This is a genomic window from Streptomyces hawaiiensis (genome assembly GCF_004803895.1).
GTDB classification, from domain to species: domain Bacteria; phylum Actinomycetota; class Actinomycetes; order Streptomycetales; family Streptomycetaceae; genus Streptomyces; species Streptomyces hawaiiensis.
The window spans coordinates 1653131-1679506 of sequence record NZ_CP021978.1 but is presented as its reverse complement, the minus strand read 5'-3'; the positions used below and the strand labels follow the sequence as shown (position 1 = coordinate 1679506).

The 26376-nt window shown below is 70.3% G+C and carries 27 protein-coding genes; 21 read left to right on the top strand and 6 right to left on the bottom strand.

The features are described from left to right. Positions 1-79: 79 nt before the first annotated feature. Positions 80-925, bottom strand: coding sequence for a peptidylprolyl isomerase (locus CEB94_RS07740; RefSeq protein ID WP_175431458.1), 846 nt, complete (start codon positions 923-925; stop codon positions 80-82). A 167-nt stretch (positions 926-1092) separates the two neighbouring features. Between CEB94_RS07740 and CEB94_RS07735 the strand changes: the two genes are divergently transcribed. After that, on the top strand, positions 1093-1800 hold the full coding sequence (locus CEB94_RS07735; RefSeq protein WP_175431457.1) for an MBL fold metallo-hydrolase: 708 nt from the start codon (positions 1093-1095) through the stop codon (positions 1798-1800). Between the two features lie 11 nt (positions 1801-1811). After that, on the top strand, positions 1812-3074 hold the full coding sequence (gene hisS / locus CEB94_RS07730) for a histidine--tRNA ligase (RefSeq protein WP_175431456.1): 1263 nt from the start codon (positions 1812-1814) through the stop codon (positions 3072-3074). A gap of 43 nt (positions 3075-3117) precedes the next feature. Here the strand turns inward: hisS and CEB94_RS07725 are convergent, their stop codons facing one another. The 4 genes from CEB94_RS07725 to CEB94_RS07710 are packed head-to-tail and all read right to left on the bottom strand — an operon-like array spanning position 3118 to position 6639. Next, the gene (locus CEB94_RS07725; protein WP_175431455.1) at positions 3118-3744 is read right to left on the bottom strand and encodes a response regulator; all 627 of its coding nucleotides are present in this window, start codon (positions 3742-3744) and stop codon (positions 3118-3120) included. Beyond that, entirely contained in the window at positions 3741-4928 is a 1188-nt protein-coding gene (locus CEB94_RS07720; RefSeq protein ID WP_175431454.1) for a sensor histidine kinase, read from the bottom strand. The genes CEB94_RS07725 and CEB94_RS07720 overlap by 4 nt, the downstream gene beginning before the upstream one ends. Then, complete coding sequence (locus tag CEB94_RS07715) at positions 4925-5770, bottom strand: ABC transporter permease (protein ID WP_175431453.1); 846 nt, start codon at positions 5768-5770, stop codon at positions 4925-4927. The genes CEB94_RS07720 and CEB94_RS07715 overlap by 4 nt, the downstream gene beginning before the upstream one ends. Next, complete coding sequence (locus CEB94_RS07710) at positions 5767-6639, bottom strand: ABC transporter ATP-binding protein (protein ID WP_175431452.1); 873 nt, start codon at positions 6637-6639, stop codon at positions 5767-5769. The genes CEB94_RS07715 and CEB94_RS07710 overlap by 4 nt, the downstream gene beginning before the upstream one ends. A 142-nt stretch (positions 6640-6781) precedes the next feature. Here CEB94_RS07710 and CEB94_RS07705 point away from each other — a divergent pair, with 142 nt between their 5' ends. The 17 genes from CEB94_RS07705 (at position 6782) to nusB (ending at position 23727) form a co-directional block, all read left to right on the top strand. Continuing rightward, positions 6782-7438, top strand: coding sequence for a vitamin K epoxide reductase family protein (locus CEB94_RS07705; RefSeq protein ID WP_175431451.1), 657 nt, complete (start codon positions 6782-6784; stop codon positions 7436-7438). A 59-nt stretch (positions 7439-7497) separates the two neighbouring features. Further along, positions 7498-8853, top strand: coding sequence for a replication-associated recombination protein A (locus CEB94_RS07700; RefSeq protein WP_175431450.1), 1356 nt, complete (start codon positions 7498-7500; stop codon positions 8851-8853). Between the two features lie 303 nt (positions 8854-9156). Beyond that, positions 9157-9771, top strand: a complete 615-nt coding sequence (gene rpsD, locus CEB94_RS07695) for a 30S ribosomal protein S4 (RefSeq protein WP_175431449.1) — start codon at positions 9157-9159, stop codon at positions 9769-9771. Between the two features lie 176 nt (positions 9772-9947). Further along, positions 9948-10388, top strand: coding sequence for a DUF948 domain-containing protein (locus tag CEB94_RS07690; RefSeq protein ID WP_175431448.1), 441 nt, complete (start codon positions 9948-9950; stop codon positions 10386-10388). A gap of 9 nt (positions 10389-10397) precedes the next feature. Next, the gene (locus tag CEB94_RS07685) at positions 10398-10751 is read left to right on the top strand and encodes a hypothetical protein (RefSeq protein WP_175431447.1); all 354 of its coding nucleotides are present in this window, start codon (positions 10398-10400) and stop codon (positions 10749-10751) included. Continuing rightward, positions 10751-13423 (top strand): alanine--tRNA ligase, encoded by a 2673-nt coding sequence (alaS, locus tag CEB94_RS07680; protein ID WP_175431446.1) that lies wholly within the window; start codon positions 10751-10753, stop codon positions 13421-13423. The genes CEB94_RS07685 and alaS overlap by 1 nt, the downstream gene beginning before the upstream one ends. 18 nt (positions 13424-13441) lie before the next feature. Continuing rightward, positions 13442-13906 carry a Holliday junction resolvase RuvX gene (gene ruvX, locus CEB94_RS07675; protein WP_175431445.1) on the top strand — a complete coding sequence of 155 codons (465 nt, stop codon included), beginning with the start codon at positions 13442-13444 and terminating at the stop codon, positions 13904-13906. A gap of 121 nt (positions 13907-14027) precedes the next feature. Beyond that, a complete protein-coding gene (gene mltG / locus CEB94_RS07670) occupies positions 14028-15827 on the top strand; it encodes an endolytic transglycosylase MltG (protein ID WP_175431444.1) in 1800 nt (599 codons plus the stop codon). Continuing rightward, positions 15808-16647: a shikimate dehydrogenase gene (locus tag CEB94_RS07665; protein ID WP_175431443.1), complete on the top strand. Its 840-nt coding sequence runs from the start codon at positions 15808-15810 to the stop codon at positions 16645-16647. Before mltG ends, CEB94_RS07665 begins: the two co-directional genes overlap by 20 nt. Before the next feature lie 51 nt (positions 16648-16698). Then, a complete protein-coding gene (locus CEB94_RS07660) occupies positions 16699-17076 on the top strand; it encodes a hypothetical protein (RefSeq protein ID WP_175431442.1) in 378 nt (125 codons plus the stop codon). Positions 17077-17217: 141 nt separating this feature from the next. After that, positions 17218-18402, top strand: a complete 1185-nt coding sequence (gene aroC, locus CEB94_RS07655) for a chorismate synthase (protein ID WP_175431441.1) — start codon at positions 17218-17220, stop codon at positions 18400-18402. Further along, entirely contained in the window at positions 18399-18914 is a 516-nt protein-coding gene (locus CEB94_RS07650) for a shikimate kinase (RefSeq protein ID WP_175431440.1), read from the top strand. Before aroC ends, CEB94_RS07650 begins: the two co-directional genes overlap by 4 nt. Continuing rightward, the gene (aroB, locus tag CEB94_RS07645) at positions 18911-20002 is read left to right on the top strand and encodes a 3-dehydroquinate synthase (RefSeq protein ID WP_175431439.1); all 1092 of its coding nucleotides are present in this window, start codon (positions 18911-18913) and stop codon (positions 20000-20002) included. The genes CEB94_RS07650 and aroB overlap by 4 nt, the downstream gene beginning before the upstream one ends. A gap of 164 nt (positions 20003-20166) precedes the next feature. Beyond that, positions 20167-21024: a Pro-rich N-terminal domain-containing protein gene (locus CEB94_RS07640; protein WP_175431438.1), complete on the top strand. Its 858-nt coding sequence runs from the start codon at positions 20167-20169 to the stop codon at positions 21022-21024. A 530-nt stretch (positions 21025-21554) separates the two neighbouring features. Continuing rightward, positions 21555-22670 carry an aminopeptidase P family protein gene (locus CEB94_RS07635; RefSeq protein WP_175431437.1) on the top strand — a complete coding sequence of 372 codons (1116 nt, stop codon included), beginning with the start codon at positions 21555-21557 and terminating at the stop codon, positions 22668-22670. 53 nt (positions 22671-22723) lie between these two features. Next, positions 22724-23290 carry an elongation factor P gene (efp, locus tag CEB94_RS07630; protein WP_031138970.1) on the top strand — a complete coding sequence of 189 codons (567 nt, stop codon included), beginning with the start codon at positions 22724-22726 and terminating at the stop codon, positions 23288-23290. A 2-nt stretch (positions 23291-23292) separates the two neighbouring features. Beyond that, complete coding sequence (gene nusB, locus CEB94_RS07625; RefSeq protein WP_175431436.1) at positions 23293-23727, top strand: transcription antitermination factor NusB; 435 nt, start codon at positions 23293-23295, stop codon at positions 23725-23727. A 232-nt stretch (positions 23728-23959) separates the two neighbouring features. Here nusB and bldD read toward each other — a convergent pair whose 3' ends face one another. Beyond that, the gene (bldD, locus tag CEB94_RS07620; RefSeq protein WP_018570201.1) at positions 23960-24463 is read right to left on the bottom strand and encodes a transcriptional regulator BldD; all 504 of its coding nucleotides are present in this window, start codon (positions 24461-24463) and stop codon (positions 23960-23962) included. Positions 24464-24729: 266 nt separating this feature from the next. Here bldD and pyrR point away from each other — a divergent pair, with 266 nt between their 5' ends. Together pyrR and CEB94_RS07610 are read left to right on the top strand one after the other, a co-directional pair. Further along, entirely contained in the window at positions 24730-25296 is a 567-nt protein-coding gene (gene pyrR, locus CEB94_RS07615) for a bifunctional pyr operon transcriptional regulator/uracil phosphoribosyltransferase PyrR (RefSeq protein WP_175431435.1), read from the top strand. 99 nt (positions 25297-25395) lie between these two features. Then, positions 25396-26373 (top strand): aspartate carbamoyltransferase catalytic subunit, encoded by a 978-nt coding sequence (locus tag CEB94_RS07610; RefSeq protein ID WP_175431434.1) that lies wholly within the window; start codon positions 25396-25398, stop codon positions 26371-26373. Positions 26374-26376: the final 3 nt, after the last annotated feature.

The window sequence follows — 26376 nt, the reverse complement described above, 5'->3', positions numbered from 1 at the left end:
AGTTTCGTCACGGCCAACATAGGCGACCGGCGGGGGGCCTGTCCGCATCCCGCGCGACCGAAATTTCGCAGTTGAGGGGTCAGGATTTCGTGATCGTGGCCTTGTTGATCACGACCGTCGCGTTGGGTGCCGTATTGCCCGTCTGAGGGTCTGGGGCCTGTGCTCCGGCGTCGGCGATTTTCTTCAGGACCTTCATGCCCGCCTCGGACACCGTTCCGAACGGTGTGTAGTCGGCCGGCAGCTGACTGTCCTGGTAGACGAGGAAGAACTGGCTGCCGCCGCTGTTGCGGCCCTGCTTCGTCTGGGCGTTGTACTGGTTCGCCATCGCGACCGTGCCCGCCGGGTACATCCCGCCCTTGAGGCTCTTGTCCTTGAGGTTCTCGTCCGGGATGGTGTAGCCCGGTCCGCCCATGCCGGTGCCCTTCGGGTCGCCGCACTGCAGGACGTAAATGCCCTGGCTCGTGAGCCGGTGGCACTTGCTGTGGTCCAAGTAGCCCTTGGCGAGCAGGAAGTTGAACGAGTTGACGGTGTGCGGGGCCGCTGACGCCTTCAGCGCGACGTCTATCTCGCCGCATGTCGTGTCCAGCTTCATCGTGTACTTCGCCGACTCGTCGATGGTCATCGCCGGTTCCTTCTTCCAGGTCTCCGACTTGACCTTGCCCGGGGCCGGCTTCTCGCACGGATCCGGGGCCTTGCTGGGAGTGGCGCTCGGCGTGACGTCCGCGTTCGCGTTCTCCGTCTTGCCGTTGTCCTCGAACGGCTTGGTCAGGAAGACCGTCACCGAGAGCACCACGATCACACCGAGAGCCGAAGCGATCACGGAGTTGCGGATACGGGCCTTGCGTCGCGCGTCCGTGCGTCGCTGCTGCTGCCGCAAGAACTTCTCCCGGGCGAGCTGACGCCGCCGCTGTTCCTGGCTGACCACCGGGTTCTCTCCTCATGGGTCTCGAACGTCGACCGGTACGCGTGCGTCCTGTGTGCCGACCGCCTGCGTGTGCCCCGTACCGTATATGGGTTCGCTGAGGAATCGGCAGCGCCGGTAGGCTCTGTGAGCAGCCGTAGCCGCCCGTATCGACACAACGAAGGACGATCGTGCTCATTGCCGGGTTCCCCGCCGGGGCCTGGGGGACGAACTGCTACCTCGTCGCCCCCGCCGCCGGTGAGGAGTGCGTGATCATCGACCCCGGCCATCAGGCCGCCGACGGCGTCGCCGAAGCGATCGCCAAGCATCGGCTCAAGCCCGTCGCCGTCGTCCTCACCCACGGCCACATCGACCACGTCGCCTCGGTCGTCCCGGTGTGCGGCGCGCACGACGTGCCGGCCTGGATCCACCCCGACGACCGGTACATGATGAGCGACCCCGAGAAGGCGCTCGGCCGCTCCATCGGGATGCCGCTGATGGGCGAGCTGACCGTGGGGGAGCCCGACGACGTCAAGGAGCTGGCCGACGGGGCGAAGCTGGAGCTGGCGGGCCTGGAGCTGTCCGTCGCGCACGCGCCCGGCCATACCAAGGGGTCGGTGACCTTCGGCATGCCCGAGGCGGCGGACATCCCGCCGCTCCTCTTCTCGGGCGACCTGCTGTTCGCCGGCTCCATCGGACGCACCGACCTGCCCGGCGGTGACATGGCCGAGATGCTCGACTCGCTGGCCCGCGTGTGCCTGCCGCTCGAGGACTCGACCGTGGTGCTGTCCGGCCACGGCCCCCAGACGACCATCGGCCAGGAGCGCGCCACCAACCCGTATCTGCGGCAGGTGGCGGCCGGCCAGGGAGCATCCCCGGCTCCCCGACGAGGAATGTGACGAGACCTTCCGTGAGCACCTTCAAGGCCCCCAAGGGCACCTACGACCTGATCCCGCCGGACAGCGCCAAGTACCTCGCCGTCCGTGAGGCGATCGCCGCTCCGCTGCGCGACTCCGGCTACGGCTACATCGAGACGCCGGGCTTCGAGAACGTCGAGCTCTTCGCGCGCGGGGTCGGCGAGTCCACCGACATCGTCACCAAGGAGATGTACGCCTTCGAGACCAAGGGCGGCGACCGGCTCGCCCTGCGCCCCGAAGGCACCGCGTCCGTCCTGCGCGCGGCGCTGGAGGCCAACCTGCACAAGGCCGGCAACCTCCCGGTCAAGCTCTGGTACTCCGGCTCGTACTACCGCTACGAGCGTCCCCAGAAGGGCCGCTACCGCCACTTCTCCCAGGTCGGTGCCGAGGCGATCGGCGCGGAGGACCCGGCGCTGGACGCCGAGCTGCTCATCCTGGCCGACCAGGCGTACCGCTCGCTGGGCCTGAGTAACTTCCGGATCCTGCTCAACAGCCTGGGCGACCAGGAGTGCCGCCCCGTCTACCGGTCGGCGCTGCAGGAGTTCCTGCGCGGTCTGGACCTGGACGAGGACACCCTGCGGCGTGCGGAGATCAACCCGCTGCGCGTCCTGGACGACAAGCGCGAGTCGGTCCAGAAGCAGCTCGGGGACGCGCCGCTGCTGCGCGACTACCTGTGCGACGCGTGCAAGGCGTACCACGAGGAGGTACGCGAGCTGATCACGGCGGCGGGCGTCTCCTTCGAGGACGACCCGAAGCTGGTCCGGGGCCTGGACTACTACACCCGCACCACCTTCGAGTTCGTCCACGACGGCCTCGGCTCGCAGTCCGCGGTGGGCGGCGGTGGCCGCTACGACGGCCTGTCCGAGATGATCGGCGGCCCCGCGCTGCCGTCCGTCGGCTGGGCCCTCGGCGTTGACCGCACTGTCCTCGCCCTGGAGGCGGAGGGCGTCGAGCTCGAACTGCCCGCCACCACCAGTGTGTTCGCCGTCCCGCTCGGCGAGGAGGCCCGCCGGGTCCTGTTCGCCAAGGTCACGGAGCTGCGCAAGAACGGCATCGCTGCCGACTTCTCCTACGGCGCCAAGGGCCTCAAGGGCGCGATGAAGAACGCCAACCGCAGCGGCGCCCGCTACACGGTCGTCGCCGGCGAACGCGACCTCGCCGACGGCGTCGTCCAGCTCAAGGACATGGAGTCGGGCGAGCAGACGGCGGTGGGCGTGAACGAGATCGTCGCCGAGCTGGAAGCCCGGCTCGGCTGAGCAGCCGGCACACAGGGAAGGCGCCGGTTGCCCGGCGCCTTCCTCACTGCTCCAGCAGCCCGTACCGCATCGCGCTGGTGACGGCCGCGGTCCGGTCGTCCACTCCCAACTTGCCGAAGACCCGCAGCAGATACGTCTTCACCGTCGACTCCCCGATGTACAACCTGCGTCCGATCTCCGCGTTCGTGCAGCCCTCGGCCACCAGCCGCAGCACGGCCGTCTCGCGTTCCGACAGCCGTGGCCGTTCCGGCCTCGTCCTCAGCTGGTCGACGAGCCGGGCCGCCACCGACGGGGCCAGGACCGTCTCGCCGCGCGCAGCGGCCCGCACGGCCTCCGCCAGCTCCGCCCGCGGCAGGTCCTTCAGCAGGTAGCCCGCGGCCCCTGCCTCCACCGCTCGCAGGATGTCCCGGTCCGTCTCGTACGTCGTCAGGACCACCACCCGGCAGGGGAGCCCGGCCCCGGCCATCCGCACGATGGAGTCCACGCCCGAGCCACCCGGCATCCGCAGGTCCATCAGCACGATGTCCGGCCGCAGCTCCGCCGCCAGCGCCTCCGCCTGCGGCCCGCTGGACGCGTCGGCGACGACCTCCAGGTCGGACTCCGCACTGAGCATCGCCCGCAGCCCCTCCCGCACGACGGGATGGTCGTCGGCCAGGATGATCCGGATCACGGTGTCCGCCTCCTCACGACCGGCAGCCGGACGGTCACGTCCGTGCCGTCCCCCGGGGCGCTGCGCACCTCGGCGGTGCCACCCACCTCGGCGGCCCGGGCCCGCAGCCCCGCGAGACCGTACCCGCCGCGGACGGCAGCGGGATCAAACCCGCGGCCGTCGTCCCGTACCGACACCGTCAGCGAGTCGTCGGCGTACGCCAGTGACACGCCGACCGCCACCGAAGCCCCCGCGTGCTTACGGGCGTTCGCCAGCGCCTCCTGGCAGGCGCGCAGCGCGACCACCTCCGGGCCGGCGGGCAGCGTGCGGACCGGGCCGGTCACCTCCAGCACCGCGTCATGGCGCGCGGCGAGCCGCCGCAGCGCGTCCGGCAGGGACGCGCCCTCCAGGTCGGCCGGCGCGCCCCCGGCGACCAGGGCCCGGGCCTCGGCGAGGTTCTGCCGGGCGGTCTCGTCCATCAGCCGCAGATGACGCCGTGCCTCGGGCACGTCGTGCTCCAGCTCCGCCTCGACCGCCTGGATCAGCATCACCACACTGGTGAACCCCTGCGCCAGCGTGTCGTGGATCTCCCGAGCCAGCCGCTCCCGCTCGGCCAGCGCCCCATGGGCCTCGGACAACCGGCCGACCTCATGGCGGCTCGCGTCCAGCTCCGCGATCAACTCCGCCCGCTCCTGGCTCTGCTCGATGATCCGGATGACCCAGCTGCCGACGGCCACCGAGAACACCAGGGTGACCACCGAGAACAGCACGTCGAAGGCCACCTCCCGCGCTCCGGGCCACCACAGCAGCGCCCAGCCCGCCACGGGCACTAGGTTCATCACGGCCACCGCCACCAGCGCCGACCGCAACCGCAGCGTCATGAAGCACTGCGGGATCAGGGCGAAGGTCAGCACCCGCGTCTCACCGGCGAGCACCGCCGACGGCAGGAACAGCGCCAGCGCCGCCGCCAGATAGCCGATCGCCTGCCGCTGGTCGGGCGGATCGCCCCGGATCAGACGCCGCCCGGCCACCACGTACAGCGGGACGAGCGGCACGAGCAGCGCCGCCGCGACCGCGCGCAGCGGCCAGCCGGGCTGCTCCGTGGCCAGCACATAGGCCACCGTGGCCACCCAGATCAGCGCGAAGTACGTGTCCCAGAGCCGGAACGAGCGCTCCCAGTGGTAGGCGCTCGCGGCATCGCTCATCCGGCGCGCCGGTCCTTCCAGCGGAACGTCAGCAGACACAGGGCCAATCCTCCGACGCACCAGGCGGCCAGCACCAGAGCCACGCGCCCCGGCTCCCAGCTCCCCGCCTGCTCCAGCACCTGCGCGGACTCCGGCAGGAACACCCCGCGCAGCCCCTGGCACATCCACTTCAGCGGGAAGAGCGCGCCGATGGTCAGCATCCAGTCCGGGATGGTGCCGATGGCGATGTACACCCCGGAGATGAACTGCAGCACCAGAAAGGGCAGGACGACCACCGAACTCGCGCTGTTCGCGGAGCTCGGGACCGAGCTGATCGCGATGCCGAGCAGAGCACAGGCGGTGATGCCCAGCACGAAGATCCACGCCAGGTCGAACCAGCGGCCCGCGTCCGCGGGCAGGTCCACGCCGTAGCAGGTCGTGCCGACGAGGAGGAGGATCGCCGTCTCCAGCAGACCGGTGAAGAGAACCAGCCAGATCTTGCCGAGAAAGTAGGCCGCCGGCGGCATCGGCGTGCCCCGCAGCCGGCGCAGCACCTTGTCCTCCCGCTCGATCGCGATCGAGATGCCGAGCGCCTGGAAGCTCGTCGACATGATCCCGGCGGCCATCATCGCCGGCACGTACAGCTGCGAGGCGGTGATACCCGCGCCCTCCACGTCGTCCCGGAAGATCGACGCGAACAGGAACAGGAGGACCACCGGGAAGGCGAACGTGAACACCACCTGGTCGCGCTGGCGGAAGAACTGCCTGATCTCCAGGGCGCCCCGCCGCAGCCCGAGCCCCCACGCGCCGGGCAGCCGTCCGACGCCGACCTCACCGCGCTCCCGTACGACGGTCGTGCTCACCGTGCCTCCTCCTGGGACTGTCCGGTCAGCCGGAGGTAGACGTCCTCCAGCGTGGGGCGGCTCACCGTCAGCCCCGGGATCTCGCCGCCGAAGCGATGCGTGAGTTCGGTGACGGTCCGGGTCGGCGTCCCGGTGCGCTCCGCGCGCGGGGTGCCGTCCGGCTCGGTCCACGCGACGGTGGCCTCGGTGCCGTACCGCTCCCGCAGGGTTCCGGGATCGCCCTCGGCGACGATCCGGCCCTTGGCGACGATGGCCAGCCGGTGCACGAGGGCCTCCGCCTCCTCCAGGTAGTGCGTGGTCAGCACAATCGTCGTGCCGTCGTCGGCCAGGGCGCGGATCAGCGACCAGAACTGCCGCCGGGCCGCCGGGTCGAAGCCGGTCGTCGGCTCGTCCAGGAGCAGCAGGTCGGGGCCTCCGATGACGCCGAGCGCCACGTCCAGACGCCTGCGCTGGCCGCCCGACAGCGCCTTGATCCGGCTCTCCGCCTTCGCCTCCAGACCGACCAGGGCGATGACCTCCTCCGGGTCCCGCGGCCGGGGGTAGTAGCCGGCGAAGTGCCGCACGGTCTCCCGGACCGTCAACTCGGCGGGCGCGGATTCGTCCTGCCAGACGATCCCGACCCGGGAACGCCACGCGCGCGTGCCGGTCGCCGGGTCCGACCCCAGCACGGACACCTCGCCCGCGTCCCGGTCGCGGTTGCCCTGGAGGATCTCCACCGTGGTGCTCTTGCCCGCGCCGTTGGGCCCGAGCAGGCCGAACACCTCGCCCCGCCGGATGCCGAGATCGATTCCGTCGACGGCGGTCACGCCCCCGTAGCGCTTGATCAGCCCCCGCACGTCCACGGCGAGTTCGTACTCCTGTGCTGTCATGCGACGAGCGTCGGCCGGAACACACCCCTCAGGGACGACCGGGCGGACATCCTTATGTCCACTGAACGGTGGACGCGGGCACCGGTGCGGCACAATGGCCCTGCCCGAAGATGGTCAGGTCTCAAGTGACGGAATCGGCGTGATGAGCAAGACGACAGTCAAGGACGTCTCCATGGAGCCCAAGCCGGAGCGCGCCGAGATCGCACCCCACGCGGAGGGCGGCAGCCGGGCCCTCGCCCTGCTGCTGGTGATCACCGGCGCGGCCGGACTGCTCGCCGCGTGGGTCATCACGATCGACAAGTTCAAGATCCTCGAGGCCAAGGTCGCGGGGACGACGTTCACGCCCGGCTGCAGCCTCAACCCCGTCGTCTCCTGCGGCAGCGTCATGGAGAGCAAGCAGGCCGCGGTCTTCGGCTTCCCGAACCCGATGCTCGGCCTGGTCGCCTACGGCATCGTCATCGGTGTCGGCATGAGCCTGCTCGCCCGCGCCCGCTTCCCGCGCTGGTACTGGCTCACCTTCAACGCCGGCTGCCTCTTCGGCGTGGTCTTCTGCGCCTGGCTGATGTTCCAGTCCCTGTACCGGATCAACGCGCTCTGCCTGTGGTGCAGCCTGGCCTGGGTCGCCACGATCCTGATGTTCTGGTACGTGACGTCGTTCAACATCCGCAAGGGCTTCCTGCCCGCCCCGAGCTGGCTCAAGAGCTTCTTCGGCGAGTTCACGTGGGTCATGCCCGTGCTGCACATCGGGATCATCGGCATGCTGATCCTGACCCGCTGGTGGGACTTCTGGCTCAGCTGATCCGGGCCCGTCGCGGTCCCCGGGGCGGACTGTCAGTGCCGTGACTTAGGGTTTCTGACGTGGAGCCCGACCTGTTCACCGCCGCAGCCGAAGAACGCCAGGAGAAGGAGCCGTCCAGCAGCCCCCTGGCCGTGCGGATGCGCCCGCGCACCCTCGACGAGGTCGTGGGCCAGCGCCATCTGCTGAAGCCGGGCTCACCCCTGCGCAGACTGGTCGGCGAGGGCGCCTCCGGCCCGGCCGGCGTCTCCTCCGTGCTCCTCTGGGGCCCGCCCGGCACCGGCAAGACCACCCTCGCCTACGTCGTCTCCAAGGCCACCGACGCCCGCTTCGTGGAACTGTCGGCGATCACCGCCGGCGTCAAGGAGGTCCGCGCGGTCATCGACGGCGCCCGCCGCGCCTCCGGCGGGTACGGCAAGGAAACCGTCCTCTTCCTCGACGAGATCCACCGCTTCAGCAAGGCCCAGCAGGACTCCCTGCTCCCGGCCGTCGAGAACCGCTGGGTGACGCTCATCGCGGCGACGACCGAGAACCCGTACTTCTCGGTGATCTCGCCCCTGCTGTCCCGCTCCCTGCTGCTCACCCTCGAACCGCTCACGGACGACGACGTCAAGGGCCTCATCCGGCGCGCCCTCACCGACGAGCGCGGCCTCAAGGGTGCCGTCACCCTGCCCGAGGAGACCGAGAGCCACCTCCTGCGCATCGCCGGCGGTGACGCCCGCCGCGCCCTGACCGCCCTGGAGGCGGCCGCCGGGGCCGCCCTCGACAAGGGCGAGGCGGAGATCGGCCTGACCACCCTGGAGGAGACGGTCGACCGGGCCGCCGTGAAATACGACCGAGACGGCGACCAGCACTACGACGTGGCCAGCGCCCTGATCAAGTCCATCCGCGGCTCCGACGTCGACGCCGCCCTGCACTACCTGGCCCGGATGATCGAGGCCGGCGAGGACCCCCGCTTCATCGCGAGGCGCCTGATGATCTCCGCCAGCGAGGACATCGGCCTGGCCGACCCGACCGCTCTGCAGACGGCGGTCGCCGCCGCCCAGGCCGTCGCCATGATCGGCTTCCCCGAGGCCGCCCTCACCCTCAGCCACGCCACGATCGCCCTCGCCCTGGCGCCCAAGTCCAACGCCGCGACCACCGCGATCGGCGCCGCCCTGGAGGACGTCCGCAAGGGCCTGGCCGGGCCCGTCCCCGCGCACCTGCGCGACAGCCACTACAAGGGCGCGACCAAGCTCGGCCACGGCCAGGGCTACGTCTACCCGCACGACCTGCACGAGGGCATCGCGGCCCAGCAGTACGCCCCGGACGAGCTGAAGGACCGCGAGTACTACGAGCCGACCCGGCACGGCGCGGAGGCCCGCTACGCGGACGCGGTGGAGTGGACCCGGAAGAACCTCGGTCGAAAGCGGTCCTGAGCACCCTGTAAACTCGTCCGGAGTGCCGCGTCCCGTGCAGTCAGAACGGGACAGTCGGCCGGAGCCCGATCCTCCGGGATCGGCTCCAGGAGCGTCGCGCACCGTCGAACGGTGTCGCGGGCAGCCCACCACCACGCGTCGCACGACGGGACCGGTCGGTGGGCCACTCGCGTGCTGCACGTATGTGCCCAGACCAGGGGAGCGGCTGCCCACCGAGGTCCACCAGGACCGAGGCGGGTTTCCCCGGCTGCGGATGCGACCTCCCTCAACCCTGACAAGCCGATACAAGGAAAGCGAAAAACTGTGGCGAACCAGTCCCGCCCCAAGGTCAAGAAGTCGCGTGCCCTCGGCATCGCGCTGACCCCGAAGGCCGTCAAGTACTTCGAGGCCCGCCCCTACCCGCCCGGTGAGCACGGCCGCGGCCGCAAGCAGAACTCGGACTACAAGGTCCGTCTGCTCGAGAAGCAGCGCCTGCGCGCGCAGTACGACGTGTCCGAGCGCCAGCTCGTCCGCGCCTACGAGCGTGCCGCCAAGACCCAGGGCAAGACCGGTGAGGCCCTGGTCATCGAGCTGGAGCGCCGTCTCGACGCCCTGGTCCTGCGTTCGGGCATCGCCCGCACGATCTACCAGGCCCGTCAGATGGTCGTCCACGGCCACATCGCGGTCAACGGCAAGAAGGTCGACAAGCCCTCCTTCCGTGTCCGTCCGGACGACGTGGTGCAGGTCCGCGAGCGCTCCAAGGAGAAGACCCTCTTCACGATCGCTCGTGAGGGTGGCTTCGCCCCCGACGGTGAGATCCCGCGCTACCTCCAGGTGAACCTCAAGTCCCTGGCGTTCCGCCTGGACCGTGAGCCGAACCGCAAGGAGATCCCGGTGATCTGCGACGAGCAGCTCGTCGTCGAGTACTACGCCCGCTGATCCCCGGCAGGCACGCGGTACTTCAGCCCGTCGTCTCCCCGCCCTTCCCGGCGGGCGAGGCGGCGGGCTTTCGCGATCGGCCCACGCCCGGGCGGTAATCCGGTACGGAGCGCCACCCCCGGCGCGATAGGCTCGTCGCACGACTTTTTGATGTTCAGGCACGTTTCAGGGAGCGGGTGCACACAGTGTCCGGTGGAGAGGTTGCCGGGATCCTGGTGGCCGTCTTCTGGGCGATCCTGGTCTCCTTCCTCGCCGTCGCGCTGGCGAGGGTGGCCCAGACGCTCAAGGCGACCACCAAGCTCGTGGCGGAAGTGACCGACCAGGCCGTCCCGCTGCTGGCCGACGCCTCCGCGACGGTGCGCTCCGCGCAGACCCAGATCGACCGGGTCGACTCGATCGCCTCCGACGTCCAGGAGGTCACGTCGAACGCCTCCGCGCTGTCGACCACCGTCGCCTCCACCTTCGGCGGCCCCCTGGTCAAGGTCGCGGCCTTCGGCTACGGCGTGCGCCGGGCCCTCGGCGGCCGCAAGGAGGACGTGCCCGCCAAGGCGCCCAGGCGTAGCGTGATCGTGGGCCGCACGGTCACCCGGCGCAGCGCCCGAGGGAAGAGGGACTGAGAGCCAGCGATGTTCCGCCGTACGTTCTGGTTCACCACGGGCGTCGCCGCCGGTGTGTGGGCCACCACCAAGGTCAATCGCAAGCTGAAGCAGCTGACCCCCGAGAGCCTCGCCAGAACCGCCGGCAACAAGGCGATCGAGGCCGGCCACCGCATCAAGGACCGTGCCGTGGGCTTCGCGCTCGACGTCCGGGACAACATGGCCGTGCGGGAGGCCGAACTGGGCGACGCCCTCGGGATCAACGAGAATCCCGAGCTTCCCGCGCCCCGGCGTCACATCGCCATCGAGAACCGCAACGACCCGAAGTACGTCGAGGGTTCGACGTACCAGACGTACCCGTACAACCGGAATGAGGACCACTGATGGAGTCGGCTGAGATTCGCCGCCGCTGGTTGAGCTTCTTCGAGGAGCGCGGTCACACCGTCGTCCCTTCGGCGTCGCTCATCGCGGACGACCCGACTCTGCTCCTCGTCCCGGCCGGCATGGTGCCCTTCAAGCCCTACTTCCTTGGTGAGGTCAAGCCGCCCTACGCCCGCGCCACCAGCGTGCAGAAGTGCGTGCGCACGCCGGACATCGAAGAGGTCGGCAAGACCACCCGGCACGGCACGTTCTTCCAGATGTGCGGCAACTTCTCCTTCGGCGACTACTTCAAGGAAGGCGCCATCAAGCTCGCCTGGGAGCTGCTCACCGGCTCCCAGGACAAGGGCGGTTACGGCCTCGACCCCGAGCGCCTGTGGATCACCGTCTACAAGGACGACGACGAGGCCGAGCGCATCTGGCACGAGGTCGTCGGTGTGCCGAAGGAGCGCATCCAGCGCCTCGGCATGAAGGACAACTACTGGTCCATGGGCGTCCCCGGCCCCTGCGGCCCGTGTTCCGAGATCAACTACGACCGCGGCCCCGAGTTCGGGGCCGAGGGCGGCCCCGCCGTCAACGACGAGCGGTACGTGGAGATCTGGAACCTCGTCTTCATGCAGTACGAGCGGGGCGAGGGCATCGGCAAGGACAACTTCGAGATCCTGGGTGACCTGCCGAGCAAGAACATCGACACGGGCCTCGGCATGGAGCGCCTCGCCATGATTCTGCAGGGCGTGCAGAACATGTACGAGATCGACACCTCCATGGCCGTCATCAACAAGGCCACCGAGCTGACCGGCGTCCGCTACGGCGACGCCCACGACTCGGACGTCTCCCTGCGCGTGGTCACCGACCACATGCGCACCTCCGTGATGCTCATCGGCGACGGCGTCACCCCCGGCAACGAGGGCCGCGGCTACGTGCTGCGCCGCATCATGCGCCGCGCCATCCGCAACATGCGCCTGCTCGGCGCCACCGGTCCGGTCGTGAAGGACCTGATCGACACCGTCATCGAGATGATGGGCCAGCAGTACCCCGAGCTCATCACCGACCGCGAGCGCATCGAGAAGGTCGCCGTCGCCGAGGAGAACGCCTTCCTCAAGACGCTGAAGGCCGGCACCAACATCCTCGACACGGCCGTCACCGACACCAAGGCCTCCGGCGGCACCGTCCTGCCCGGCGACAAGGCCTTCCTGCTCCACGACACCTGGGGCTTCCCGATCGACCTCACCCTGGAGATGGCCGCCGAGCAGGGCCTCTCCGTGGACGAGGACGGCTTCCGGCGCCTGATGAAGGAGCAGCGCGAGCGCGCCAAGGCCGACGCCCAGGCCAAGAAGACCGGGCACGCCGGCACCGGTGCCTACCGTGAGATCGCCGACCAGGCCGGAGCCACCGACTTCATCGGCTACACCGACACCGAGAGCGAGTCCACGATCGTCGGCATCCTCGTCGACGGCGCCTCCTCCCCGGCCGCCACCGAGGGAGACGAGGTCGAGATCGTCCTCGACCGCACGCCGTTCTACGCCGAGGGCGGTGGCCAGATCGGCGACACCGGCCGCATCAAGGTCGACACCGGTGCCGTCATCGAGATCCGCGACTGCCAGAAGCCGGTCCCGGGCGTCTACGTCCACAAGGGCGTCGTCCAGGTCGGCGAGGTGACCGTCGGAGCCAAGGCCCAGGCCTCCATCGACGACCGCCGTCGCAAGGCCATCGCCCGCGCCCACTCGGCCACGCACCTGACTCACCAGGCCCTGCGTGACGCCCTCGGCCCGACGGCCGCCCAGGCCGGTTCCGAGAACCAGCCCGGTCGCTTCCGCTTCGACTTCGGCTCCCCGTCCGCCGTCCCGACGGCCGTGATGACCGACGTAGAGCAGAAGATCAACGAGGTGCTCGCCCGCGACCTCGACGTCCGCGCCGACGTCATGGGCATCGACGAGGCCAAGAAGCAGGGCGCCATCGCCGAGTTCGGCGAGAAGTACGGCGAACGCGTCCGCGTGGTCACCATCGGCGACTTCTCCAAGGAGCTGTGCGGCGGCACCCACGTGCACAACACCGCCCAGCTCGGCCTGGTCAAGCTGCTCGGTGAATCGTCCATCGGCTCGGGTGTCCGCCGGATCGAGGCCCTGGTCGGTGTGGACGCCTACAACTTCCTCGCCCGGGAGCACACGGTCGTCGCCCAGCTCCAGGAGCTGATCAAGGGCCGTCCGGAGGAGCTCCCGGAGAAGGTCTCCGCCATGCTCGGCAAGCTGAAGGACGCCGAGAAGGAGATCGAGAAGTTCCGCGCCGAGAAGGTCCTCCAGGCCGCCGCCGGTCTCGCCGAGTCCGCCAAGGACATCCGTGGCATTGCTGTCGTGACCGGCCAGGTCCCGGACGGCACGACCGCCGACGACCTGCGCAAGCTGGTCCTCGACGTGCGCGGACGCATCCAGGGCGGGCGGGCCGCCGTCGTCGCCCTCTTCACGGTGGCGAACGGCAAGCCGCTCACGGTCATCGCCACCAACGAGGCCGCCCGCGAGCGCGGCCTGAAGGCCGGGGACCTGGTCCGCACGGCTGCCAAGACCCTCGGCGGCGGCGGTGGCGGCAAGCCGGACGTCGCCCAGGGCGGCGGCCAGAACCCGGCCGCCATCGGTGACGCCGTGGACGCCGTGGAGCGCCTGGTCACCGAGACGGCCAAGTAAGAGACGGGTCGGAAAAGCATGCGCAGAGGACGTCGACTCGCGATCGACGTCGGGGACGCCCGCATCGGGGTCGCCTCGTGCGACCCCGACGGGATCCTCGCCACCCCGGTGGAGACGGTCCCGGGGCGTGACATCCCCGCAGCTCACCGACGGTTGAAGCAACTCGTCGAGGAGTACGAGCCCATCGAGGTGGTGGTCGGTCTGCCGCGCTCCCTCAAGGGCGGCGAGGGCCCGGCAGCGGTGAAGGTCCGGGGCTTCGTCCAGGAACTGGCCCGCATGATCTCCCCGGTTCCGGTGAGACTCGTGGACGAACGGATGACGACCGTGACGGCCAGTCAGGGACTGCGCGCCTCGGGCGTGAAATCCAAGAAGGGCCGGGCTGTCATCGACCAGGCGGCAGCCGTGATCATCCTGCAACAGGCCCTCGAATCCGAACGGGTGTCAGGTAAAGCACCCGGCGAAGGCGTCGAAGTGGTCATCTGATCGCGATACGGTAACGTTCCGCGCGATGCGACGGCATTCGAACAGCCGCCGCACAGCAAGAGGCGGGACGGGAGCCGGGCCGGAAGCCGCGTGACCGCCGCCTCGCGGCTCTAGGGGATCGATGACTGAGTATGGCCGGGGCCAAGGCTCCGAACCGTGGCATCCGGAGGACCCGTTGTACGGGGACGGCGGATGGGAGGGACAGCAGGCCCACCCCGGCCAGCAGTCCCCCTACGGCGGCCAGCCGCAGCACTATCCAGAGCAGCCGCAGCAGCCGCAGCAGTACGGCGACTGGGGCACCGGCGACCAGTCCGGATACGGTCAGGCGCAGCAGCAGTATCCGTACGACCAGCAGTACGCGGCACAGGCCCAGGGGCACCAGCAGTACCCCGGGCAGCAGGACCCAGGACACCAGCAGGCTCAGGGCTATCACCAGCAGCAGGCCCAGGGCTACCACCCGCAGCAGGACCCCGGACATCAGCAGGCCCAGGGCTACCACCCGCAGCAGTACGACAACAGTGGCTGGGTCAACGACCCCCACCAGCAGGTCTCGTACCCCGGCGACCCCCAGGACCCGTACGGACAGCAGGCCGGCACCTACGGCGGGGGGCAGCAGGACTACTACGGCACCCCCGACGCGTATCCGCCCCCGGAGCCGCCGGGCCGGCGAGGGGTCGAGCCCGGGCAGCCCGCGCCGGAACCGGAGACCGACTGGGACCCCGGCCCCGACCAGGGCGAACACGCCTTCTTCGCGGGCGGCGACGACGATGACGACGGCGACGAGCCGGGGGAGCGCCGGGGGCGCGAGGACAAGCGCGGGCGCGGCGGCGGCAAACCGAAGAAGCGCCGCAACGGCATGGCCTGCCTGCTGGTCGTCGTGATCCTCGGCGGCGGTCTGGCAGGCGTCAGCTACTTCGGCTACCAGTTCTACCAGGACCGTTTCGGCGACGCCCCGGACTTCGCGGGTGGGGGCAACGGGCAGCAGGTGTCCGTCGAGATCCCCGAGGGAGCACTCGGGTACAAGATCGGTCAGGTGCTGAAGGACGCGGGGGTCGTCAAGAGCGTCGACGCGTTCGTCGCGGCCCAGCAGGGCAACCCCGAGGGCAAGAGCATCCAGGACGGCGTATACACGCTGCAGAAGCAAATGTCGGCCGAAAGTGCGGTCGAACTGATGCTCAGTCCGAAGAGTCGCGACAACCTGATCATTGCCGAGGGCAAGCGCAACGCCGACGTCTACCGCCTCATCGACAAGCGGCTGGGCGTCAAGCAGGGCACCACCGCCAAGGTCGCCGAGAAGGACTACAAGAAACTGGGCCTGCCCGCCTGGGCGCTGAACCACCCGGACGTCAAGGATCCGCTTGAAGGATTCCTCTATCCCTCCAGCTATGGCGTCAGCAAGGGGCAGAAGCCCGAAGCCGTGCTGAAGCAAATGGTGGCGCGGGCCACCCAGACGTACGAGAAGCTCGGCGTCAAAAAGAAGGCCGAGAGCCTCGGGCTCGAGAACCCGTGGCAGCTGATCACCGTCGCGAGTCTCGTCCAGGCCGAGGGCAAGACCCACGACGACTTCCGGAAGATGGCCGAGGTGGTCTACAACCGCCTCAAGCCGACCAACACCGAGACCAACCAGCTGCTCCAGTTCGACTCGACCTTCAACTATCTGAAGAACGAGAGCAACATCCACATCAGCGAGTCCGAGATCAACAGCAACAAGGACCCGTACAACACGTACACGAACAAGGGCCTGCCGCCCGGCCCCATCGGCAACCCGGGGGATGTCGCGTTGCAGGCGGCTCTCAAGCCGACGAAGGAGGGCTGGATCTACTTCGTGGCGACCGACGGCCACACCAAGACCGAGTTCGCCAAGACGTACACCCAGTTCGAGAAGCTCAAGGAAAAGTTCGATGCCACCACCGGCAACTGAAGCCCCTCGGGCCGCGGTGCTCGGCAGCCCCATCGCCCACTCGCTCTCCCCGGTCCTGCACCGTGCGGCCTACGCGGAACTCGGGCTGACCGGCTGGTCGTACGACCGCTTCGAAGTCGGCGAAGCGACGCTGCAGGGCTTCGTCGAGAAGCTCGGACCCGAGTGGGCCGGGCTGTCGCTGACCATGCCGCTGAAGCGGGCGGTCATCCCCCTGTTGGACGAGGTCAGCGAGACCGCCGCCTCCGTGGAGGCGGTCAACACCGTCGTGTTCACCGAGGACGGGCGACGCGTCGGCGACAACACCGACATCCCCGGCATCGTCGCCGCCCTGCGCGAACGTGGCATCGAGCAGATCGACTCCGCCGCGATTCTCGGAGCCGGCGCCACCGCCTCCTCCGCGCTGGCCGCGCTGTCCCGGATCTGCCCGGGCGAGATCGCCGTGTACGTGCGCAGCGAGGTCCGGGCCGCCGAGATGCGGCAGTGGGCGGAGCGGCTCGACGTCGCCGTGCGCATCGCCGACTGGGCGGACGCAGAGCAGGGCCTGCGCGCCCCTCTGGTGATCAGCACCACGCCGGCCGGTGTCACCGACGCCCTCGCCCGGTCCGTGCCGGAGCGTCCGGCGGCCCTCTTCGATGTCCTCTACGACCCCTGGCCGACCGAACTCGCCGCCCGCTGGTCGGCGTACGGCGGTGCCGTCGTCAGCGGCCTCGACCTGCTGGTGCACCAGGCCGTACTCCAGGTCGAGCTGATGACGGGGTTGGCCCCGGCCCCCCTGGACGCCATGCGAAAAGCGGGCGAGCGGGCTCTCGCAGCCCGATAAGATCCGCTCTCGGTTCCGCAGGGGGCGGAACAGGGGAGGGGAACGCCCGTCATGTCCGCAGGTCTGTCTCAGGCGTCCGTCAAGGCCCAGATATTCGAGTCCTTGCTGGGGTTCCTGCCCGACTGGGTGCACATCACGGTGCTCGCCCTGATCGTGCTCGCCGTCGTGGCGTCCTGGGCCGTCAAGATCAAGCGCAAGATCGCCTACCGGCGTGCCGTCCGCACCGGTCAGCCCGTCCTCGCGGCGGCTCAGTACGGGCAGGGGAGCGGCGCCAACTATCTGGGGGAGTACGCGCCGCAGCAGGCACAGCAGGCACAGCAGGCACAGCAGGCACAGCAGGCACAGCAGCCGAGCGGCGCCGACTTCCTGGGGGCGTACGCGCCGCAGCAGCGTCAGGGAGAGGGCCCGTCCGCGAACGCGTCCGCTTGATGGACCGCCCACCGGGCGAACAGCCCCGGCGTGGGAGGATCGGAGATGGTGGACCGGGCCGCGCACCCGGTCGCGCCGTCGCCGTACGCGACGAGGCGCGTACGCAGGGCAGTACCAGGGCGCGAGCATTGAGGAGCACCGTTGAGCAGGTTGCGCTGGCTGACCGCGGGGGAGTCCCACGGTCCCGCACTCGTCGCGACGTTGGAGGGTCTTCCCGCCGGCGTGCCGATCACCACGGACATGGTGGCGGACCATCTCGCGAGGCGGCGCCTGGGCTATGGGCGCGGTGCCCGGATGAAGTTCGAGCGGGACGAGGTCACCTTCCTCGGCGGCGTCCGGCACGGCCTCACCCTCGGCTCCCCGGTCGCGATCATGGTGGGCAACACCGAGTGGCCGAAGTGGGAGCAGGTCATGGCGGCCGACCCCGTCGACCCGGAGATCCTGGCCGGTCTGGCCCGCAACGCCCCGCTGACCCGCCCGCGCCCCGGCCACGCCGACCTCGCCGGCATGCAGAAGTACGGCTTCGACGAGGCCCGACCGATCCTGGAGCGCGCCTCCGCGCGTGAGACGGCCGCTCGCGTCGCGCTGGGAGCGGTGGCTCGGTCGTACCTCAAGGAGACGACCGGCGTCGAGATCGTCAGCCACGTCGTGGAGCTGGCCGCGGCGAAGGCGCCCAAGGGCGTGTACCCGACCCCGGCCGACGTCGAGAAGCTCGACGCGGACCCCGTGCGCTGCCTGGACGCCGACGCGTCGAAGGCGATGGTCGCCGAGATCGACCAGGCCCACAAGGACGGCGACACCCTCGGCGGCGTGGTCGAGATCCTGGCCTACGGCGTGCCCGTCGGTCTGGGTTCGCACGTGCACTGGGACCGCAAGCTGGACGCCCGGCTCGCCGGCGCGCTCATGGGCATCCAGGCGATCAAGGGCGTCGAGATCGGTGACGGCTTCGAGCTGGCGCGGGTGCCCGGCTCCAAGGCACACGACGAGATCGTGAAGACCGACGACGGCATCCGGCGCACCACCGGCCGTTCCGGCGGCACCGAGGGCGGCCTGAGCACCGGTGAGCTGCTGCGGGTCCGCGCCGCGATGAAGCCGATCGCGACCGTGCCGCGCGCCCTGCAGACCGTGGATGTCACCACCGGCGAGGCGACGCAGGCCCACCACCAGCGCTCCGACGTGTCCGCGGTCCCGGCGGCCGGCATCGTCGCCGAGGCCATGGTGGCGCTGGTGCTCGCGGACGCGGTGGCGGAGAAGTTCGGCGGCGACTCGGTGACCGAGACCCGCCGCAACGTGACCTCGTACCTCGACAACCTCACCATCCGATGAGCGGCCCACTGGTGGTCCTGGTCGGCCCGATGGGCGTGGGCAAGTCCACCGTCGGGCAGCTCATGGCCGAGCGGCTCGGGGCCTCCTTCCGGGACACCGACGACGACATCGTCGCCGAGCAGGGCAGGACCATCGCCGAGATCTTCGTCGACGAGGGCGAGCCCGCCTTCCGAGCGATCGAGAAGGCGGCCGTGCGCCGGGCGCTCGCCGAGCACGACGGCATCCTGGCCCTGGGCGGCGGCGCGATCCTCGACGCCGACACCCGCGCGTTGCTCGCCGGGCAGCGGGTGGCGTACCTGTCGATGGACGTCGAGGAGGCGGTCAAGCGCACCGGCCTCAACGCGGCCCGGCCCCTGCTCGCGGTCAACCCGCGCAAGCAGTGGCGCGAGCTGATGGAGGCCCGCCGCCATCTGTACGAGGAGACCGCCACGGCCGTGGTCGCCACCGACGGCCGTACTCCCGAAGAGGTCGCCGAAGCCGCCCTGGACGCACTGGAGTTGAAGGAAGCATGAGCGAGGCAGTGACGCGGATCCAGGTCGGCGGGTCCGCCGGGACCGACCCGTACGAGGTCCTGGTGGGCCGGCAGTTGCTGGGTGAACTCGGCGGGCTGATCGGCGACAAGGCCGAGCGGATCGCGATCCTCCACCCCGAGGCGCTGGCCGAGACCGGCGACGCCCTGCGCGCCGACCTGGCCGGGCAGGGCTACGAGGCGGTCGCCATCCAGGTGCCCAACGCGGAGGAGGCCAAGACCGCCGAGGTCGCCGCCTACTGCTGGAAGGCGCTGGGCCAGTCCGGCTTCACGCGCACGGACGTCATCGTCGGCGTCGGCGGCGGAGCGACCACGGACCTCGCCGGGTTCGTGGCCGCCACCTGGCTGCGCGGGGTGCGCTGGATCGCCATCCCGACCACCGTGCTCGCCATGGTCGACGCGGCCGTCGGCGGCAAGACCGGCATCAACACCGCCGAGGGCAAGAACCTCGTCGGCGCCTTCCACCCGCCCGCCGGTGTCCTCTGCGACCTGGCCGCGCTGGAATCGCTGCCGGTCAACGACTACGTCTCCGGGCTCGCGGAGGTCATCAAGGCCGGCTTCATCGCCGACCCGGCGATCCTGGACCTCATCGAGTCCGACCCCGAGGCCGCCCGCACCCCGGCCGGCCCGCACACCGCCGAACTCATCGAGCGCTCCATCCGGGTCAAGGCCGACGTCGTGTCGTCGGACCTGAAGGAATCGGGCCTGCGCGAGATCCTCAACTACGGCCACACCCTCGGCCACGCCATCGAGAAGAACGAGCGCTACAAGTGGCGCCACGGCGCCGCGGTCTCGGTCGGCATGCACTTCGCCGCCGAACTGGGCCGTCTGGCGGGCCGGCTGGACGACGCGACGGCCGACCGCCACCGCACGATCCTCGAAGCGGTCGGTCTGCCCCTGCACTACCGGTACGACCAGTGGCCCAAGCTGCTGGAGACCATGAAGGTCGACAAGAAGTCCCGCGGCAACCTGCTGCGCTTCATCGTCCTCGACGGTCTGGGCAAGCCCACCGTCCTGGAGGGACCCGACCCGGCCGTGCTGCTCGCCGCGTACGGCGAAGTGGGCCAGTAAGTCCTCCGGCGCGCCTTCCGCCCGGAATCACCTTACGGGGCCGGGCACTTCGGACCGCCCCCGGCCGTTCACACATCGACGACCGGGGGCGGTACCGTTCGGTAGCAGCGGGTTCCGCCCCCGCTGTCAGCGCCCATCGCCTGTACGAGACGGAGTGGCACCGGATGCAGCACGCAGTGGGTTCTCCGCTGCCGCCGCCCCATCAGCCGGGGCACGGACCGGCCACCGGCTGGTCGCCGGCCGCACATCACCCGGTTCCGCCGAACGCGGGCGCGCACCCAGGCTCAGTGCCTCCGCCGCCCCCGGCACCGGGCTATCCGGCGCCCCCGCCCGGACCGGCCGCGACCCCGCCCCCTGCTTCCGCCCCGCCGGCGCCGGAGACCACCGGCCATGTGCCGCTGCCGCCCGGCGGCCCGGTCGCCATGCCGATGGCCCCGCCCGCCGCGGCGGTTCCCGACCCCACCGCCACGACGCTCGCGGTGCTGCTCATCGGCCCCGCGGGTGCGGGCAAGACCAGCGTCGCCAAGTTCTGGGCGGACCACCGCCGAGTCCCCACGGCCCACATCAGCCTCGACGACGTACGCGAGTGGGTCCGCTCCGGCTTCGCCGACCCCCAGGCCGGGTGGAACGACAACTCCGAGGCCCAGTACCGCCTGGCCCGCCGCACCTGCGGCTTCGCCGCACGGAACTTCCTGGCCAACGGCATCTCCTGCATCCTCGACGACGCGGTCTTCCCCGACCGCCCGGTCGTCGGCCTCGGCGGCTGGAAACGCCACGTAGGGCCCGGCCTGCTGCCGGTCGTCCTCCTCCCAGGGCTGGACATCGTCCTCGAACGCAACGCGGAGCGCTCGGGGAACCGGCGGCTGTCGGACGAGGAGGTCGCCCGCATCCACGGCCGTATGGCCGGGTGGTACGGGTCCGGCCTGCCGATCATCGACAACTCGCAGCTGGACGTACCGGAGACGGCGAGAATCCTGGACGACGTACTGGCCAGGTCGATAGCGAGCCCGCCGCAGTGGTAGCAGCCCGGCGTCGCCGCTGAGGCCGGGTGGGCCCGCAACCCGGCGAAGCGGGGCACAGCTGCGCCCACCCGTGCCGCCCCCAGCGGCACGCATGCCCGCAGCTACGCCGGACGGGTGCCCGTAGCTGTGCGCTCCTACGGTGCGAGGCGGGACGTGCCCGCACCCGCGTACGGCGAGCAGGGGACGTGTCGGGGGGTGTCCGCCCGCAGCTGGTTGGCGCGTCAACGGACAGTCAGTCGGCGTGAGACCCCATCGCGCCGTTCCGAGGACGGACACCCCCCGACACGGCCCCGACCCACCACCCGGCGGCAGGCGAAGCACGACGCAGTACCGAGGACGGACCCCCCGACACGGCCGCACGGCGCAGTACCGAGGACGGACCCCCCCGACACGGCCGCACGGCGCAGTACCGAGGACGGACACCCCCCGACACGGCCCCGACCCCACCCGGCGAGAAGGCGCAGGCACCCGCACCCCCACTTGGCCCCGCCCGACCGGCGACATCCCGCGGTCGCTCGTAGGCTCGGGTCATGTCAGAGGTGTACGCGGCCCGCCGGACGCGTCTGAGGGAATACTGCAACGCGGGCGGCAGCGCGGCGGCGCTGGTCTCCCGCCCCGCCAATGTGCGCTATCTCGCGGGCGGCGCCCCGCCCGGCGCCGTTCTGCTGCTGGGCAGGACCGAGGAGCAGGACCTCCTGGTCTGTGCCGGACCGACGGCCGACCGCCCCACGCAGGAGCGCCCCGACGAGGCCCTGCGCGTACAGACCCTGCCCGGGGTCGGAGCCGGTGACCCTGCCGTCGCGGCCGCCGGTATCGCCGCCGGCCAAGGCGCCGACCCCCTCGCCGTGGAGGAGCACCATCTCACCGTGGCCCGGCACCGAGCCCTCGACTCGGTCGCCCCCCGGCTGCGCCTGGCCAACCTCGGCAGCGCCGTCGAGCAGCTGAGAGTCGTCAAGGACGAGGAGGAGATCTCCTGCCTGCGCATCGGCGCCGAGATCACCGACCAGGCCCTCGGCGAGCTGCTGGAGTCGATCCTCGTCGGCCGCACCGAGCGCCACCTCGCCCTGGAACTCGAAAGACGCCTCGTGGATCACGGAGCGGACGGGCCGGCCTTCCCGACGTCCGTGGCCACCGGGCCGAACGCCGGCCGCCCCGGCCACCGGCCCACCGACCGCCGCGTCGAGGAGGGCGACCTCCTCTCCGTCTGCCTCGGCGCGACGTACCGCGGCTACCGCTGCGAGATCGGCCGCACGTTCGTCATCGGCACCGCTCCCGCGGACTGGCAGATCGAGCTGTACGACCTCGTCTTCGCCGCCCAGCGGGCCGGGCGTGAGAGCCTGGTACCCGGCGCCGCCTGCCGCGACGTCGACCGCGCTGCCCGCCAGGTCTTGGACTCCGCGGGGTACACGGAGGGCCTCACGGCCCTGACCGGACACGGCGTAGGGCTCGAAATCGACGAGGACCCTCAATTGAGTCCCGCGGCCATGGGTAAACTGGACGCTTGCGTGCCGGTCACCGTCGAACCGGGAGTTCACCTCCCGGGCCGGGGCGGTGTCCGGATCGATGACACGCTCGTCGTCCGCCCCGAGGCGGACGGCGGACCCGAGCTACTCACCATCACGACCAAGGAGCTGCTCGCCCTGTAGGTAGGCAGGTGCGTGCCCCGGGGTCGTACGTCAGTCCAGGAGATTCCGCAACCGTGGCTTCCACGAACGACCTCAAGAACGGCATGGTGCTCAAGCTCGAAGGCGGCCAGCTCTGGTCCGTCGTCGAGTTCCAGCACGTCAAGCCCGGCAAGGGCCCGGCCTTCGTGCGCACCAAGCTCAAGAACGTGCTCTCCGGCAAGGTCGTCGACAAGACCTTCAACGCCGGCGTCAAGGTCGAAACGGCCACCGTCGACAAGCGCGACATGCAGTTCTCCTACATGGACGGCGAGTACTTCGTCTTCATGGACATGGAGACCTATGACCAGCTGCACGTCGACCGCAAGGCCGTCGGCGACGCCGCGAACTTCCTGATCGAGGGCTTCACCGCCACCGTCGCGCAGCACGAGGGCGAGGTGCTCTTCGTCGAGCTGCCCGCCGCCGTCGAGCTCGTCATCCAGGAGACCGAGCCGGGCGTCCAGGGCGACCGCTCCACCGGCGGCACCAAGCCCGCCATCCTGGAGACCGGTCACCAGATCAACGTGCCCCTCTTCATCACCACCGGTGAGAAGATCAAGGTCGACACCCGCACCAGCGACTACCTCGGCCGGGTGAACAGCTAACCGTGGCTGCCCGCAACACGGCCCGTAAGCGCGCCTTCCAGATCCTCTTCGAGGGGGACCAGCGTGGCGCCGAAGTGCTGACCGTCCTCGCGGACTGGGTCCGGCTCTCCCGGGCGGACACCCGGCAGCCGCCGGTCAGCGAGTACACGATGGAGCTGGTCGAGGGCTACGCGGGGCACGCGAAGCGCATCGACGAGCTGATCGCGCAGTACTCCGTCGGCTGGACCCTCGACCGGATGCCCGTCGTCGACCGCAACATCCTGCGGCTCGGCGCCTACGAGCTGATCTGGGTCGATGCGACGCCGGACGCCGTCGTCCTCGACGAGATGGTGCAACTGGCGAAGGAGTTCTCCACGGACGAGTCGCCCTCGTTCGTGAACGGCCTGCTCGGCCGGCTGAAGGACCTCAAGCCCTCGCTCCGCCGCGACGAGGTCTGAGACAGACCACACGCCGGAGGGCCCGCAGCGTGACTGCTGCGGGCCCTCCGGCGTTCCCGTACGCTCCTGGGTCCATTTCCTGCGGCCCGAGCCCCGCCGGACCCCGCGGCTGCCCCCCCCGCAGGACCTGTGGCCGAGCCCCGCAGGACCCCTGCAACGCCGCCGGGGTGGCCGATAACCATACGGTTTCGGCCACCCCGGCGGCACGTTTCTGCTGGGCCCGCGGAGCGGGTCAGGCCTCCTCGTGGGACGCCACCGCGCGACGCGCGTCCGCGTCCAGGACACCCCAGCTGATCAGCTGCTCCGTGAGGACGGACGGCGACTGGTCGTAGATGACGGCGAGTGTGCGCAGGTCGTCCTGGCGGATCGAGAGCACCTTGCCGTTGTAGTCACCGCGCTGCGACTGGATCGTGGCCGCGTAGCGCTGAAGAGGGCCCGCCTTCTCGGCCGGCACCGTGGCCAGCCGCTCCAGGTCCAGGACCAGCTTCGGCGGCGGCTCGGCGGCGCCGCCCGGGGTCGTGCCCGGAAGCAGCTCCTGCACCGGAACGCCGTAGAAATCCGCCAGCTCGGCAAGGCGCTGTACGGTCACGGCACGGTCGCCGCGCTCGTACGAACCGACCACGACCGCCTTCCAGCGTCCCTGGGACTTCTCCTCGACACCGTGGAGGGAAAGGCCCTGCTGGGTGCGGATCGCCCGGAGCTTGGCCCCGAGCTGTTTGGCGTATTCGCTGGACATATAGCTCCCCGGCACTGTGTCGACGCGTCTGGCGTGGGTGCCAGCCCGCGCGGCTGGTAACTCACTGTGAGGTTACGCAGCGTTACTCTGCCGCGTCAAGCCGAATGGTCCGCACCGACTCTTCCGTGGTATCAACGTTCCGTTAGGCCGAGCGGGTGATCCAAGGGGGCCGTTCGGGCGATCGCGAGGACCTGCTACCGTGTATGGCGCAATCTTGACGTCCTTTAAGGTCCGTCCCGTGAGGCGGAGAAGGAGGTCCGTTTCATATGGACACGCACGACTCGCAGTCCGATGCCCGGCCCGTTCTCGAAGGGCCCGACATCGCACGGGTACTGACCCGTATCGCCCACGAGATCGTCGAACGCGCCAAGGGCGCCGACGACGTGGTCCTCCTCGGCATTCCGACCCGGGGCGTCTTCCTCGCCCGCAGGATCGCCGACAAGCTCGAGCAGATCACCGAGCGCAAGGTTCCGTGCGGCTCGCTCGACATCACCATGTACCGCGACGACCTGCGCATGCACCCGCCGCGTGCGCTGGCCCGCACCGAGATCCCCGGTGACGGTCTCGACGGCAAGCTCGTCGTCCTCGTCGACGACGTGCTCTTCTCCGGCCGCACCATCCGCGCCGCCCTCGACGCCCTGAACGACCTCGGGCGCCCGCGCGCGGTGCAGCTCGCCGTCCTCGTCGACCGCGGACACCGCGAACTGCCCATCCGCGCCGACTACGTCGGCAAGAACCTCCCCACGTCGTTGCGGGAGACGGTCAAGGTCCAGCTCGCCGAGGAGGACGGTCGCGACACCGTGCTGCTCGGTGCCAAGCCGGCCCCCCAGTAGCGCTCCAGTCGTACGCCGCTGTCGTACGCCCGCGCAGTGCGCCCTCGCGCGCCCGTCTGCCCCAATCTCCCGAATGAACTGCCTTACGGAGCCTGACAGATGCAGCGTCATCTCATCTCGGCCGCCGACCTCACCCGCGACGACGCCGTCCTGATCCTCGACACCGCCGAGGAGATGGCCCGGGTCGCCGACCGGCCGATCAAGAAGCTGCCGACCCTGCGCGGCCGCACGATCGTCAACCTGTTCTTCGAGGACTCCACCCGGACCCGGATCTCCTTCGAGGCCGCCGAGAAGCGGCTGTCCGCGGACGTCATCAACTTCTCCGCCAAGGGCTCCAGCGTCTCCAAGGGCGAGTCCCTGAAGGACACCGCCCAGACCCTGGAGGCCATGGGCGTCGACGCCGTGGTCATCCGGCACGGCGCCTCCGGAGCCCCGTACCGGCTGGCGAACTCCGGCTGGATCGACGCGGTCGTCGTCAACGCCGGCGACGGCACCCACCAGCACCCCACCCAGGCCCTGCTCGACGCCTTCACCATGCGCCGCCGCCTGATCGGCCCGGACGCCGGACTCGGCCAGGACCTGGAAGGCAAGCGCATCACGCTCGTCGGCGACGTCCTGCACAGCCGGGTCGCCCGCTCCAACGTCGACCTGCTGCACACCCTCGGCGCCGAGGTCACCCTCGTCGCCCCGCCGACCCTGCTGCCGGTCGGCATCGAGACCTGGCCGTGCGAGGTGTCCTACGACCTCGACAGCACGCTGCCCAAGTCCGACGCGGTGATGATGCTGCGCGTGCAGCGCGAGCGCATGAACGCCGCGTTCTTCCCGACCGAGCGCGAGTACTCCCGGCGCTACGGCCTCGACGGCGACCGCATGGCGCGGATGCCCGGGCACGCCATCGTGATGCACCCCGGCCCGATGGTCCGCGGCATGGAGATCACCGCCCAGGTGGCCGACTCGGACCGCTGCACCGTCGTCGAGCAGGTGGCGAACGGAGTCTCCATCCGGATGGCCGTCCTGTACCTGCTGCTCGGTGGCAACGAGCCCGCCGTCACCCACCCCCGTACCGAGGAGAAGTAAGAC